The organism is Saccharopolyspora sp. NPDC050642 (genome assembly GCF_040654735.1).
GTDB lineage: Bacteria > Actinomycetota > Actinomycetes > Mycobacteriales > Pseudonocardiaceae > Saccharopolyspora > Saccharopolyspora elongata.
The window spans coordinates 22,997-36,508 of the sequence record NZ_JBFAIN010000045.1; the positions used below are offsets into that span (position 1 = coordinate 22,997).

Annotated in this window: 14 protein-coding genes; 8 read left to right on the forward strand and 6 right to left on the reverse strand. The window is 68.5% G+C overall.

Going from position 1 to position 13,512, the window contains the following annotated elements:
* Positions 1-28: 28 nt before the first annotated feature.
* The 5 genes from AB0H93_RS38380 to AB0H93_RS38400 form a co-directional block, all read right to left on the reverse strand.
* Entirely contained in the window at positions 29-193 is a 165-nt protein-coding gene (locus AB0H93_RS38380) for a hypothetical protein (protein ID WP_358580415.1), read from the reverse strand.
* Positions 194-475: 282 nt separating this feature from the next.
* Complete coding sequence (locus AB0H93_RS38385) at positions 476-2,290, reverse strand: phosphoenolpyruvate carboxykinase (GTP) (RefSeq protein ID WP_358580417.1); 1,815 nt, start codon at positions 2,288-2,290, stop codon at positions 476-478.
* 396 nt (positions 2,291-2,686) lie between these two features.
* Positions 2,687-3,481 carry a DUF6802 family protein gene (locus AB0H93_RS38390; RefSeq protein WP_358580419.1) on the reverse strand — a complete coding sequence of 265 codons (795 nt, stop codon included), beginning with the start codon at positions 3,479-3,481 and terminating at the stop codon, positions 2,687-2,689.
* Positions 3,482-3,654: 173 nt separating this feature from the next.
* Positions 3,655-3,900, reverse strand: a complete 246-nt coding sequence (locus tag AB0H93_RS38395; RefSeq protein ID WP_358580421.1) for a DUF397 domain-containing protein — start codon at positions 3,898-3,900, stop codon at positions 3,655-3,657.
* Positions 3,900-4,751 (reverse strand): helix-turn-helix transcriptional regulator, encoded by an 852-nt coding sequence (locus AB0H93_RS38400; RefSeq protein WP_358580423.1) that lies wholly within the window; start codon positions 4,749-4,751, stop codon positions 3,900-3,902. Before AB0H93_RS38400 ends, AB0H93_RS38395 begins: the two co-directional genes overlap by 1 nt.
* A 133-nt stretch (positions 4,752-4,884) precedes the next feature.
* Here AB0H93_RS38400 and AB0H93_RS38405 point away from each other — a divergent pair, with 133 nt between their 5' ends.
* The 3 genes from AB0H93_RS38405 (at position 4,885) to AB0H93_RS38415 (ending at position 6,421) form a co-directional block, all read left to right on the forward strand.
* Positions 4,885-5,091: a zinc finger protein gene (locus tag AB0H93_RS38405; RefSeq protein WP_358580425.1), complete on the forward strand. Its 207-nt coding sequence runs from the start codon at positions 4,885-4,887 to the stop codon at positions 5,089-5,091.
* An 82-nt stretch (positions 5,092-5,173) separates the two neighbouring features.
* Positions 5,174-5,392, forward strand: coding sequence for a hypothetical protein (locus tag AB0H93_RS38410; RefSeq protein ID WP_358395605.1), 219 nt, complete (start codon positions 5,174-5,176; stop codon positions 5,390-5,392).
* Positions 5,393-5,575: 183 nt separating this feature from the next.
* A complete protein-coding gene (locus AB0H93_RS38415) occupies positions 5,576-6,421 on the forward strand; it encodes an NmrA/HSCARG family protein (protein WP_358580490.1) in 846 nt (281 codons plus the stop codon).
* A gap of 180 nt (positions 6,422-6,601) precedes the next feature.
* On the opposite strand, the gene erm is transcribed toward AB0H93_RS38415, so the two are convergent.
* A complete protein-coding gene (gene erm, locus AB0H93_RS38420) occupies positions 6,602-7,339 on the reverse strand; it encodes a 23S ribosomal RNA methyltransferase Erm (protein ID WP_358580427.1) in 738 nt (245 codons plus the stop codon).
* A gap of 298 nt (positions 7,340-7,637) precedes the next feature.
* On the opposite strand from erm, the gene AB0H93_RS38425 reads away from it, so the two are divergent.
* From AB0H93_RS38425 to AB0H93_RS38445, 5 genes are all read left to right on the forward strand, one after another.
* Entirely contained in the window at positions 7,638-8,588 is a 951-nt protein-coding gene (locus tag AB0H93_RS38425; protein ID WP_358580429.1) for a MerR family transcriptional regulator, read from the forward strand.
* A 52-nt stretch (positions 8,589-8,640) separates the two neighbouring features.
* Positions 8,641-9,471: a M55 family metallopeptidase gene (locus AB0H93_RS38430; RefSeq protein WP_358580432.1), complete on the forward strand. Its 831-nt coding sequence runs from the start codon at positions 8,641-8,643 to the stop codon at positions 9,469-9,471.
* Positions 9,472-9,638: 167 nt separating this feature from the next.
* Complete coding sequence (locus tag AB0H93_RS38435) at positions 9,639-11,702, forward strand: PhoX family phosphatase (RefSeq protein ID WP_358580435.1); 2,064 nt, start codon at positions 9,639-9,641, stop codon at positions 11,700-11,702.
* A 105-nt stretch (positions 11,703-11,807) separates the two neighbouring features.
* Positions 11,808-12,446: a hypothetical protein gene (locus AB0H93_RS38440; protein ID WP_358580437.1), complete on the forward strand. Its 639-nt coding sequence runs from the start codon at positions 11,808-11,810 to the stop codon at positions 12,444-12,446.
* A 6-nt stretch (positions 12,447-12,452) separates the two neighbouring features.
* Positions 12,453-13,403 carry a GNAT family N-acetyltransferase gene (locus tag AB0H93_RS38445; protein WP_358580438.1) on the forward strand — a complete coding sequence of 317 codons (951 nt, stop codon included), beginning with the start codon at positions 12,453-12,455 and terminating at the stop codon, positions 13,401-13,403.
* The last annotated feature ends 109 nt before the right edge of the window (positions 13,404-13,512 follow it).

Here is a 13,512-nt window from a genome sequence, read left to right on the forward strand (position 1 = left end):
GCCCGCGGGCCGTTGAGACGCCTTGCACTCATCGCAGTTGTGGCCTCCTCCGGATCGGAATGGTGTCCCGGTGCAGCCGGTCGATCTCACCGGCCTCCGACTGCTCGTCGACTTCGGCGTCATCCCTGCGCAGCGAAACGAACACCGCAGCGACCGCGATCAGGGACAACGCCAACATGGCCAGATCAGCCATGACACACCCCCTCGTATCGGCGCGCCGTTTTCGGCGGTAATCACTGGGACGCACACAGTGTCCGCCGGGTTGCTGATCGTTTGGAATCCCCGGATCTGCTCCCCCCGGCTGCGTAGATCCACCCGTCGACGAAAACGAAAACGGCGTTTCCCCGAAAGAGCTTCAGCTCTCTTGGGGAAACGCCGCACGAATGCGCACACTGCGCGGGAGCTCCGCGCCGGACGGGTGGACGCGAAGCTTCCCACGTCGCTTCGCGAATCCACCCGTCCGGGGGTCGCTCGGTCAGTGACCGAGACGCTGTTTCAGGGCCTCCAGCTCGTCGCGCATCGAGCTCGGCAGCGATTCGCCGATGGTGTCGAACCACTCCTCGATGAGCGGCAGCTCCGCCTTCCACTCCTCGACGTCGACCTTCAGCGCCTCGTCGACGTCGGCCTGCGGCGTGTCCAGCCCGGTCAGGTCGAGCTCCTCGGCCGACGGCACCCGGCCGATCGCGGTGTCGGCGGCGGCGGCGTTGCCCTCCAGCCGGTCCACGATCCACTTGAGCACGCGCGAGTTCTCGCCGAACCCGGGCCACAGGAAGCGCTTGTCGTCACCGCGGCGGAACCAGTTCACGTAGAAGATCCGCGGCAGCTTGGTGGCGTCGGCGGACTTGCCGACGTTCACCCAGTGCTGGAAGTAGTCGCCGACGTTGTAGCCGATGAACGGCAGCATCGCCATCGGGTCGCGCCGCACGTCGCCGACCTTGCCGGCCGCCGCGGCGGTCTTCTCCGAGGACAGGGTGGCGCCCATGAACACGCCGTGCTGCCAGTCGAACGCCTCGTTCACCAGCGGGACCGTGGTCTTGCGGCGGCCGCCGAAGAGGATCGCCGAGATCGGCACGCCGTTCGGGTCGTCCCACTCCGGCGCCAGGATCGGGCACTGCGACATCGGCGTGCAGTACCGCGAGTTCGGGTGCGCGGCGTTCTCCCCGCTGTCCGGGGTCCAGTCGCGACCCTTCCAGTCGGTGAGGTGCTGCGGGTCGCCCTCGTGGTCCTCCCACCAGACGTCGCCGTCGTCGGTGAGGGCCACGTTGGTGAACAGCGAGTTGCCCTTCTCGATGGTCTCCATCGCGTGCGGGTTGGTGTTCCAGTTGGTGCCCGGCGCGACGCCGAAGAAACCGGCCTCCGGGTTCACCGCGTACAGGCGACCGTCCTCGCCGAAGCGCATCCACGCGATGTCGTCACCGAGGGTCTCGACCTTCCAGCCCGGGATGGTGGGCCGCAGCATCGCGAGGTTGGTCTTGCCGCAGGCCGACGGGAACGCGGCCGCGACGTAGTAGACCTTGTCCTCCGGCGAGATCAGCTTCAGGATCAGCATGTGCTCGGCCAGCCAGCCCTCGTCGCGGGCCATCGCCGAGGCGATGCGCAGCGAGTAGCACTTCTTGCCCAGCAGCGCGTTTCCGCCGTAGCCGGAGCCGAAGCTCCAGATCATCCGCTCTTCGGGGAAGTGGGTGATGTACTTGGTGTCGTTGCACGGCCACGGCACGTCCTGCTGCCCCGGCTCCAGCGGCGCGCCCACGGAGTGCAGCGCGGGTACGAAGTCGCCGTCCTCGCCCAGCCGCTCCAGGACCTTCGCGCCCATCCGGGTCATGATCTGCATCGACACCACGACGTACTCGGAGTCGGTGATCTCCACGCCCAGCTTCGGCGGCTCGGCGTCCAGCGGGCCCATGCAGAACGGGATCACGTACATGGTGCGACCACGCATGCAGCCCCGGTAGAGCTCCGTCATGGTCGCCTTCATCTGGTTGGGGTCCATCCAGTTGTTGGTGACCCCGGCGTCCTTCTCCTCGACCGAACAGATGTAGGTGCGCTCTTCGACGCGCGCCACGTCCGAGGGGTCCGAAGCCGCGTAGAACGAGTTCGGCTTGTTCGTCAGGCGGGTGAAGGTGCCCGCCTCGACGAGGCGATCGGTCATCCGCTGCCATTCCTGCTGCGAACCGTCGCACCACACCACCTGGTCGGGTGTGGTCAGCTCGGCGACCTCACGCACCCACGACAGCAGGCGCTCGTGCGTGGTCGGTGCCTGGTCGAGACCTGGGATGGTCAATGCGGTCATCGCTCCGCGTCTCCTGACTGGGCGCCACAGCCCGGATTCGCCGACGGGGTCTCCCGTCGGCCTTTACAGGGAAAGCTTCGCCCGCCCCGAAGACCGGGCGAAGTGAAAAAGGGATGCACCGAGGCTAACGGCGGATCGGGCGCGCAATGGAGATCAGCCATGTTCGTTCTCTCACAAGAACGATAAGGGAATCGATTCAGAAGCGACCTGAGTAGTGGTCTGGACGAAAATCTCGCCGTGCCGGGATCGCTTGGATCCAGAATTTCCGGCGAACCGGACGTGTTCGCGAACACCGGGTTACGCGCAGGCATCGACCGAATGGCGGTTGCTCCCCGCCGCGGACGTGAAAAACCCCGCCCGATGCGCATCGAGCGGGGTGGGAATCGAGTCGAGCGGTCAGCCCCAGAGCTCGTCGGAGTCGGCCTTGCCGCCCGCACCGCCGCGCTGTCCGCCGCCCATGCCGCCGGCTCCGCCGCCCGCACCACCGCCGGCTCCGCCGCCCGCACCACCGCCGGCTCCGCCGCTGTGCGTGTCGACGTTGGCGGCGTGCGGCTGGGCCGCGTCGTCGAAGGTCCAGGCCGCGTCGTCGGTCGCGCCGGTCGCCTGGTTCGGGGCGTAGTGCCCGTCGTCGGTCATCTTGCCCTGCTCGACCACGGTCCACTGGCCGTCGCCGGTGTGGTGCGAGATCGTCACGTCGCCGGTCTGGCTGATCTCCACGACCTGGTCGGCGGACCCGTCGCCGTCGACGTCGGTGACCAGCATGGTGCCGCCGGCCTCGGTCTCCACGACCGCGGTGTCGGCGATGCCGTCCTGGTTGGTGTCCTCGGTGGCCGGGCCGACCTGCATGTCGCCCTGCGGCGTGTCGATGACCATCGACCGGCCGTGCTGCTGGTCCTCCGGGTCGGCGCCGCCCGGGTGCTGCTGGGGAGCCTCGCCGGCCCACCCGCCGGTCTCCGCGTCGAAGCGGGCCTGCTCGACGACCACGCCATCGCTGTTGATCGACTGCATGAGGTCGGCCTGGCCGTCGCCGTTCTCGTCGATGTACGCGACGTAGCCGTCGTCGGTCATCACGGCGACCGTCTCGTCGATGCCATCGCCGTCGAGGTCGTAGTTGGCCTCGGCGGTGTACTCCTCGCCCTCGACGGTGACCTTGATGTCACCGTCTCCCGCGCCGGTCTCCTCGATGTACACGTCCGCAACCTCTCAGCCGCCGATCAACTGCAACGCCTAGGACGCAGGGTAGAGGCCGCGGGTTCCGCAAATGAAGGACCTGGTGCTTTCCGCGCCCGGAACGCGACGCTCGGTGTCCGCCCCGCAGCGCACCGAAGCGGGCTCCGGGGCAAAGGTGTCCCTCGCCACCCCCGCTATCGGTCGAAGGTGCCGCCCTTGACCGCGCCGATGAACCGGTGCCAACTACGCACCGGCACGGCTAAGTGCCCACCGTCCCGATCCTTGGTGTCCCGAACCCCGACGGCATCCACACCGAGGCCGACCTCGACACATGTGCCTTGCCCTTGAGAGTGGGTCGACTTCCGCCAGCCGACTTCGACGCAGTTGGTGTCAGGTCCAGAGCGGCTGGACTTCCGCCACGTTATCTCAGGTTCCAGCATCAGTCGGTCTCTCCAATCTCAGCGGCCAGTGCTTTGATCAGCTGCAACGACTCCTCAGAGCTCAGCGCTTGTTCTCGCAGTTCATCGGCCGCGCGCTGGTAGTCTGCGACCACTTTCTTGTCGTACAAGAAGACGGAAGACCTGTAGTGCTCCAGGTGGACGATGGGCAGTGCCTTCGGGAAGCTCAGGTAGACGAACGGGCCGACCAAGGACGCATTCCACTTCGAGTCCTGCGCAGGAAGCACCTGGATGTCCACATTGGCCATCTCTGTCATTGAGGACAGGTGCAGCAGTTGCTCGTGCTGAACCTGCTGGCCGCCGAACGGGCGGCGCAATGCTTCTTCGCAGATCAAGGCATGTAGCTTCACGGGATTGCGCCGGGTGAGAATCTCGCGCCGCGCCAGCCGAAGCATCAGTCTGGTCTCGGCCTCTCCGGAGCGGCTGCCGGTCATGGCCACCCGCGCGTAGTCGGCGGTCTGCAGCAAACCTGGAATCAGAAGCGGTGCGACGTCGATGATCTCCGTGGCACTTCGTTCGAAATCGATGTAACTCGCCAGCGGACGACCGCTCCCGGAGTTTCCCAGCGCCAACCAGTTCGGGTCGCCTGCCTGTCGGGCTAGATCCAGAGCGCGTTCTCGATTCTCACCCGTGATGCCGAGTTCTTGCAGGATGCTCGCCACATCCTCTGGTCTCGGGAGCCTTGCGCCGGTCTCGTAGCGCGATATCAGCGTGTGCGATGTTCCAAGCCGTCGAGCGAGCTCGCGCACTGAGAGGTTCTGTCGCTGACGCGCTTCTCTGAGTTCTGCTCCCAGGGCGCGGGCCCTGGGACTCCCGCTACTGGTGCCAGGCATGCACCAGATCCTAGAGAGAGATCCTCACCGCCCGTAAGTGTTATTGCACACAAGGTGACAGCTTCGAGATAGTGGTGCCAGCACCACATTAAGTAACTGTCACCAAAAGGCGGGGATGTTCGAAAAGGCTGGTGTGGATTGGTTTTGGCGGCCGGTGGGGGTGGGGCGGCATGCGTTCGACGTGGCCGCGAAGCGGGCCGAGCCGTATGCGTCGGTGACATCGTTCTGCGGTGTCGAGGTGGGGGCGTGGCAGGTGCAGCGGCTGCCGCGTGAGCTGGAGTGGATCAACGAGGACACCTGCATGGACTGCTGGCGCCGCATCAGCGTCCGGTGGTCGTGAGTGGCTGTGGCCGCTATGGCAGCCATTGCCACTCACGACTGATGACCAGCGGAAACGTCAACTTCAAGGCGAGGAGAAACCCATGTTCTGGCTTCAGGTGAGCACTCTGGTCCTGGTGAACGTGCTGATCGCGAGCATGTTGCTGGTCCGCGCTCCGCGCGCGCAGCACGCCGGCGCGGGCGATGGCGCGCTCAACGTGTGGCAGTTGATCGAAGAGGTCGAGGCTGAGCGACAACGGGAAGCGGAGTCCACCGGGCGGCACTGCCTGAACACCGAAACCCTCGCGCGCCTGCGCATCTGACCCCGAGACCAGGTCCGGCGAACCCCCTCCCCCTCGCCGGACCGCATGGTGGCCGGGCACCCCGCCCCCGACCCGGCGCCCGGCCACCCACCCCGGCGATCACATGTTGTGCACTGCGTCACACCGAATTGAGCTCGAGCCAGGTCGAAGTTCGAGAGTTGGGGTGATCTCGGAGGCCACGACATAGGAGTTCTCACGACCGACGGCCGGACCGCTCTCGTCACCGGTGCCACCGGGAAGCAAGGCGGCGCGACCGCCCGCCACCTGCTGGTACGCGGCTGGAGGGTGCGCGCGCTGGTGCGCGATCCGGAAAAGCCCGCAGCGCGGGAGCTCCAGGGCTCCGGCGCGGAGCTGGTCCGGGGCGATCTGGACGACGCCGATTCGCTGCGCGCGGCGATGGCCGGGGTGGACGCGGTGTTCAGCGTCCAGCCGCTGGCATTGGACGAGGCCGGCTTGGCCGCCGAAGTCCGCCAGGGCGCGACGGTTGCCGATGTCGCGCTGGAATCGGGCGTCTCGCACCTGGTCTACAGCTCGGTCGGCGGCGCCGAACGCGACTCGGGCATCGCGCACTTCGAGAGCAAGTTCGCGATCGAGGAGCACATCCGGCGCATCGGCGTGCCCGCCACCGTGCTGCGCCCGGTGTTCTTCATGGCCAACCTGGCCGGCATCACCAGCACCGGCGATGGCGGCGAGCAGGTCCTGTCGATGCCGCTGGATCCGGCGACTCCGGTGCAGATGATCGCTCCCGACGACATCGGCTTCTTCGCGGCCAACGCGCTGGACGACCCGCAGCGCTACCTCGGCGAGCAGATCGAGATCGCGGGCGACGAGCGGACCCTGCAGCAGGTCGCGGAGGCGATCCAGCGCGTCACGGGCACCCCGACCCGCTACGAACCCGCGCCGTTCGAAGGGCGGGACCGGATGTTCGAGTGGTTCGAGGAGAGCGGCTACCAGGCCGACATCCCGGCCCTGCGCCAACAGCACCCGGCGCTGCAAACCCTCGAAGAGTTCCTGCAGCGGCAGTCCTGACCCAACGCGCCCGGGAGACGAGCGTTGAAGTGAACGGCCTGTTCGCCTCGTCTATCGAGGCGAAGGGTCCGTTCACTCCAACACTGGTCGTGTGCGTGGGGTGTCGGGTGGATGGAGTGAACGGCCTGTTCGCTTCGTCTATCGGGACGAAGGGTCCGTTCACTCCGAACCGGCCTGCGGTCAGGTGGTTTCGGTGTAGAGGCGAGCCCAGCCTTCGGCCGTGAGATCCCGGGGCAGCGCGGGCAGGTCGCAGACCCGGCATCCCGTGACATTGCGGACGATCTCGCCCAGGCCCCGCCCGCGGCCGGTGAACACCGCCTCCACGAACCGCTGGTAGCGGCGGAGTTCGCCGAAGGGCACCAGCGGACCCGCGCGGCGCAGGATCCTCAGCACGCCGCCGTCGACCGCCGGCACCGGTCGGAACGAACGCGCGGAAACCTTGCCGCAGAGCCGGAATTCGTACCAAGGTGACCACTGCGCGATCAGCTGGTTGCCGCCCGCGGCTCGCTTCCGGGCGACGTCCCACTGCACCAGCAGCACCGCCTCCGACCAGTACCGCGTGCCCAGCAGCCGTCGCGTCACCGCGGTCGTGATGCCGAACGGGAGGTTGCCGACCACTGCGTGCGGCGCGTCGGGGAAGCGGAATTCGAGCATGTCGCCCGTGATCACGTGCACCCGAGGCCACTTCCCGCGGAGCTCGTCGGCCCAGTGCGGGTCGAGCTCCACGGCCGTGATCGGCCGTCCGGTGCGGGCCAATTCGCGGGTGATGGCCCCGCGTCCCGCGCCGAGCTCCACCACGGGAACCGGCGACGGATCGAGCAGATCGGCCATGCGGCGGGCGACGCCGCGGTCGATCAAGAAGTTCTGGCCGAGTTCGCGGCGCGCACGATCGCGCGCCGAATTCCGGCGGTAAGGCATGTTGGCTGCTCCTGCGTTCGCGGACCGGTCGGAACCGGGCCCTCGCGAGCGCAGGTCAGCGTGGAATCACCGCACGACGAACCGCGCGTCGGGAAACGAGAGCCCGGACGCGGAAGGCGACGCGAAAATGGATCCGGCGCCGCCTAAGCGGAACGCAGCCGGATGAAGAAGGCACAAGCAGCAGGACAAGCCATGCGGGAGAACGTAGCAACGCGCGTACCGCCGGCGACACCGATTTTCCCGCTCGGGTTGACCTTGCCCCCAGGGGCGGGGTTTAGCGTTCGTCGAGGTGACAGGAATGCGGATCAGCGAACTGGCCCGGCGGGCAGGCGTGACGACCAAAGCGGTGCGCTACTACGAATCGCTGGGGTTGATCGCACCCGAACGGCTGCCCAACGGCTACCGGGATTACGACGAGGCCGACGTGCGGCTGGTTCGGGAGGTCAAGGCCCTCAGCAACCTGGGCATCCCCGTCGAGCGCACCCGGCCGTTCCTCGACTGCCTCGCGGCCGGGCGGCAGCACGCGGACGACTGCCCGGCCTCGCTCGCCGGGTACCGGGAGGCGATCGACGAGCTCACCGAGCGGATCGAGGCGCTCACCTCCCGTCGTGCGGTGCTGATCGCGCACCTGCAAGAAGCCGCCCACCGCAACAGCTGCGCGACCAGCGGAGAGGACCCGATGAACGACTACCTGAACCTGCCCGCAGACCTGCCCGTGCCCGAGGACGACGGCGCGGCGGACCACCTGCCCGGGATGCGGATGCCGCACCTGGAACTCCCGAGCACAGCAGGCGAGACCGTCCGCGTCGACGCGCTCGGTCCGGGCCGCGCGGTGCTCTACATCTACCCGCTCACCGGTCGTCCCGGCACCGACCTCCCGGAAGGCTGGGACTCGATCCCCGGAGCGCGTGGCTGCACCCCCGAGGCGTGCAGCTTCCGGGACCACCACGAGGACCTGCACAACGCCGGCGCGACCCGCGTGTTCGGCCTGTCCAGCCAGTCCACCGACTACCAGCGCGAGGTCGTCGAGCGGCTCCACCTGCCGTTCCAGATGCTGTCCGACCCCGCGCTGAGCCTGGCCGGCGCGCTCGAACTGCCCACGTTCGAGGCCGGCGGGATGACGCTCTACAAGCGGCTGACGCTGATCATCCGCGACGGCGTGATCGAGCACGTCCACTACCCGATCTTCCCGACCAACGAGCACGCCGAGCAGGTTCTGGCCTGGCTGCGGGCCAATCCTCTTCGCTGAGCACCGGTCGCCGTGAAACCATGCGGTGACCGGTGATCTTCGGAGGTGGCGGATGCGGATCTACCTGAGCGTCGACATGGAAGGCGTCACCGGCCTCGTCGACGCCCAAGACGTCCAGCCCGCCGGGCGCGACTACGAGCACGGTCGGCAGATGATGGCCGAGGACGTCAACGCGGCGATCCGCGGCGCGATCGCCGCGGGGGCCACCGAGGTCACCGTCAACGACGCGCATGGACCGATGCGCAACCTGCGCTCCGACATGCTGCACCCGTCGGCTCGGCTGATCCGCGGCAAGCCCAAGAACATGGGCATGCTCGAAGGGCTCGACGCCACCTTCGACGCCGCGCTCTGCATCGGCTACCACTCGCGCGCAGGCACGTCGGGCGTGCTCAGCCACAGCTTCATGGGCCACGAGATCGAGGACATGTGGCTCGACGACCGCCCCACCGGCGAGATCGGCCTCACCCACGCCACCGCCGCCGCGCTCGGTGTCCCGGTGGTGCTGCTCTCCGGCGACGACACCGCGTGCGCGGAGATGGCCGAATGGGATTCCGGCGTGCGAACCGCAGCGGTGAAGTACGCGCGCGGCCGCTTCGCCGCCGAGCTGCTGCCACTCGCCGAGGCTCGCGATGCCATCGAAACCGCGACCGCCGCAGCCCTGACCGGCGAGCTCCCGGCTCCGCAGCCCGCGCCGGAAACCACGACGCTCGCGGTGCGCTGGCAGTCGGCTTCGGTGGCCGACACGCTGCTGAACCTCCCCGGCGTCACCGGCCGCGACGACCGCACCGTCGCGATCAGCGGCCCCGTTCCGGAGGTCTACCGGCAGTTCCGGGTGTGGCTGAACGTGGCCGCCTCGCTCACCGACCAGCGGCCCTATTGCTGATGATCCGTGTTCGTCCGGATACGCTGCGTTGGGCCTTTTCGGTTGCCCCGGCGCCGTTTTGATAACTCTGCGTCGCTTGTTCAGGCCTCGTTCACCTTCGCGTCCAGGAACCATCGCCTGATCGACCTAACTTCCAGATGTTCCCCGACGAGCACCTGGAGGTCCGCTTGCCTTCCCGACCGGACAGCGGGCGGGTAATCCCGCTCCCCCTGCTTTCCCACCACTCCGCGAACCGCGCCTCGGTCACCTGCAAGTACCGCTGCGGCAACGCATGCGCGCACGAGGCCCCGAACACCTCGGCCAACGCCTACTTCGGCGACATCGTCGAGAGCGTGCTCAGCCGCCGGTCCGCCCTGAAGGCAAGCGGCGTGATCGCGCTGGCCGTCGGTGGCGCAGCGGCGCTCACCGGAACCGCGACCGCAGCCCCGGCGCCGATGCCCCGCCCCGGCAGCGGAAACGTCCCGGGCACCGACTTCACCCCGGTCGCCCCGAACACCGAAGACCTCGTGGTCACCGCCGAGGGCTACGACCAGGGCATCGTGATCCGCTGGGGCGACCCGGTGGTGGCGGGCGCGCCGGAGTTCGACTTCGGCAACCAGACCGCGGCGGCGCAGGAAAAGCAGTTCGGCTACAACAACGACTTCGCCGAACTGGTCCCGCTGGACGGCAGCGGCAAGCAGAACCTGCTGGTGGTCAACCACGAGTACACCACCGAAACGCACATGTTCGTCGGCTACGACGAGAACAACCCGACCGAGGAGCAGGTGCGCATCGCCTGGGCCGCGCACGGCCTTTCGGTGGTGTACGTGGAGCGGGAGCGGGGCGGCGGGCTCAAGCCGAAGCCGAGCCGGTACAACCGGCGCATCACCCTGAACACGCCGTTCGAGCTGCGCGGCCCGGCTGCGGGCAGCGACCACCTCAAGACGTCGGTCGATCCGACCGGCACCAAGGTCTTCGGCACGCAGAACAACTGCGCGGGCAGCCTGACGCCGTGGGGCACGATCCTCTCCGGCGAGGAGAACTTCAACCAGTACTTCGCCAACGCCGACTCGGTCACCGACCCGGCGACCAAGGCGCGCTACGCCCGCTACGGCATCAAGGGCACCGCGAGCACCCGCAAGTGGGAGAAGTTCGACAAGCGCTGGGACCTCGCGCAGGAGCCCAACGAGGCCAACCGCTTCGGCTGGATCGTCGAGATCGACCCGCACGACCCGGACTCCACGCCGGTCAAGCACACCGCGCTCGGCCGGTTCAAGCACGAGGGCGCGGCGGTCAAGATCGCCGACGACGGCCGGGTGGTCGCCTACTCCGGCGACGACGAGCGCTTCGACTACATCTACAAGTTCGTGTCGAACGGCAAGGTGAAGGGGGGCAACAGCGCCCACGCCCGCCGGCACAACATGACGCTGCTCGACGACGGCACCCTGTACGTCGCGCGGTTCGCCGGCAACAGCCCGGCGAGCGAGATCGACGGCACCGGCAAGCTGCCGTCGGACGGCGCCTTCGACGGCACCGGCGAGTGGATTCCGCTGGCCAGCGGCAAGAAGTCGTTCGTGCCCGGCTTCACCGCCGAAGAGGTCTACATCTTCACCCGCCTCGCCGCCGACAAGGTCGGCGCGACGAAGATGGACCGGCCGGAGGACATCCAGCCGAACCCGGTCAACGGCCGCATCTACTGCGCGCTGACCAACAACTCCAACCGCGGCTCGACCGGCAACGCGGCGCCGGACGAGGCCAACCCGCGGGTCGGCAACAAGCACGGCCACGTGCTGGAGGTCGACGACGACGCGACGGGCACCAAGTTCCGCTGGGACCTGCTGCTGGTGTGCGGCGACCCGAACGACGCGGGCACCTACTTCGGCGGGTTCGACAAGTCGCAGGTCAGCCCGATCTCGTGCCCGGACAACGTGGCGTTCGACCGGCACGGCAACCTGTGGATCTCCACCGACGGCAACGCGCTGAAGAGCAACGACGGCCTGTTCGCGGTGCCGGTCGACGGCCCGGAGCGCGGTCGGGTCAAGCAGTTCCTGACGGTGCCGCACGGCGCGGAGACCTGCGGCCCGGTGGTCCGGGACACCGTGGTGACCGTGTGCGTGCAGCACCCGGGCGAGCTCGACGGGGCGAGCGCGGACAAGCCGGCCTCGCACTGGCCGGACGGCGGCAACTCGCAGCCGCGTCCGTCGGTCGTGGCGGTCTGGCGCAAGGACGGCGGTGAGATCGGCCGACGCTGATCCACCTTGCGAGCGCGGGGGTCTCCGGCAAGTCCGGAGGCCCTCGTTGCGTTGTGCGGGATTTCGCCCGGTCGCGGGATCACCAGCACGGCTAACCTCGTTGCTGTGGCGGTGTTTTCGAACCAGCGCGCTTTCGCCGCGGCGATCAGCCGCGCGCTCGCCGATGCGATGCCGGGCTCGCGGGTGTCGTTGATCGGGTCGCTGGGGGCCGGAACCGACGACGAGTACAGCGATATCGACCTCGCGTGGGTGGTGCCGGACGGCGCGGTGTCGAGTGCAGCCGATCGGCTGGGCGCGGCGCTCGGTGCGGTCGCCGAGGTCGCGTCCGTGCGGTCGGCTCCGGAGTTCCAGCGATCCGCGTTGCACCGGTTGGTCTTCGCGCGGTTTCGCGGCGTGCCGTTGTTCTGGCGGCTCGACCTGCAGATCTGGGCCGCCTCGCACGCCTTCGACGCCGACGTTCCGCGGGCGAGCGGCACCGACTGGTCGCTTCCGGAAAGCGCGGCGATGAACGCGATCGGGGCGTGCAAAGCAGTGCTGCGCGGTCGGTCCGAGATGGCGGAAGGCTTGCTGTCGCGGGGTTTTCACCGCATCGGTGAGCCGGATCCGGCCGGTGGGTGGGCACAGCGCATCGACGCGCTCGTCGATGCGGCCGCCGCTCGGGAACCGCGACTGCACGAGCTCGCTTCGGACGTCCATGCGCTGCTTCGCAGGTACGGCAACGACTTTCGGCTGTCGGCGGGGTGAGGCCGGGTGGATCTGGAGATCGTGCCGTTCGACGGCCGTTTCACCGGGCAGGCCGCGCGACTGATCGCCGGTGACCACGCATCGACGGGGACGGACCTCGCCGAGGCGGATGTGGCCGAACGCCTCGTGGCGCAGTGGCAGGGCGACGGGCCGGCCGTGGCCGCCGTGGCCCGCGGCGAACTCGCCGGTTTCATGGCGGCATCGGCACCGGCATCTCCGGGAGGCCAGCTGGCCAGGATCCGCCTCCAGCAACACGCCTCGGTGCCGGAGGGAAGGCGCGAGATCTACCGCCGCCTTTACGGGGCGCTGTCCGGGCAGCTCACCGCGGTGGGCGCCTTCGAGCATTCGGTGGTGGTCGCGGCCGCGCACCGACCCGTCATCAGCTGCCTGTTCGAGCTGGGTTTCGGCATCGACCAGGTCAAGGGCCTTCGGCAGGTGGAGCCGATCGGTGCCGCCGGGGCGGTCGAGGTGCGCGAGGCCGATGCGGAGGATCTCGCGGAACTGCTGGATCTCACCGTGGAACTGCAGCGGTTCCACGCCGCACCGCCGATCCTGCGCCCCGCGCTCCTGGACCTCCGGGCTATCCGGGACGACCTCCGGGCGTCCCTCGTCGACGCCGACCGGGTGGTCCTCGTCGCGGCGGAGCGCGACCGGCCGATCGGGATGATCCAGGCGGGCCGTGACAACCGCTTCCCGGCCACGGCCACGATCGGCCTCGCCGTGGTGACCGCCGACGCGCGATCCGGGGGAGTGGGCACGGCGCTGGTGTCCGGCGTCCTCGGCTGGGCGTCCCGCCGCGGCTTCCGCAGCTGTGGTGCGGAGTGGTCGTCGGCGAATCCGGTCAGCGACGCCTTCTGGCGCGGCCGGGGCTTCGTGCCCGCGCGCTACACGCTCACCCGGCTGATCGACGCCCGCGTCGCCTGGGCCGCCACCGGCCTGAGCTATCGCTATTTCTGAGCCACGTTGGGAAAACGCGCGGCTCGCACCAGCGATCATCGTGCTCCGGTCCGGTCGTCAGGAAGTAAACTACACGGTGCAGTTGAGATGGTGAACTGGTGAGTGTAAT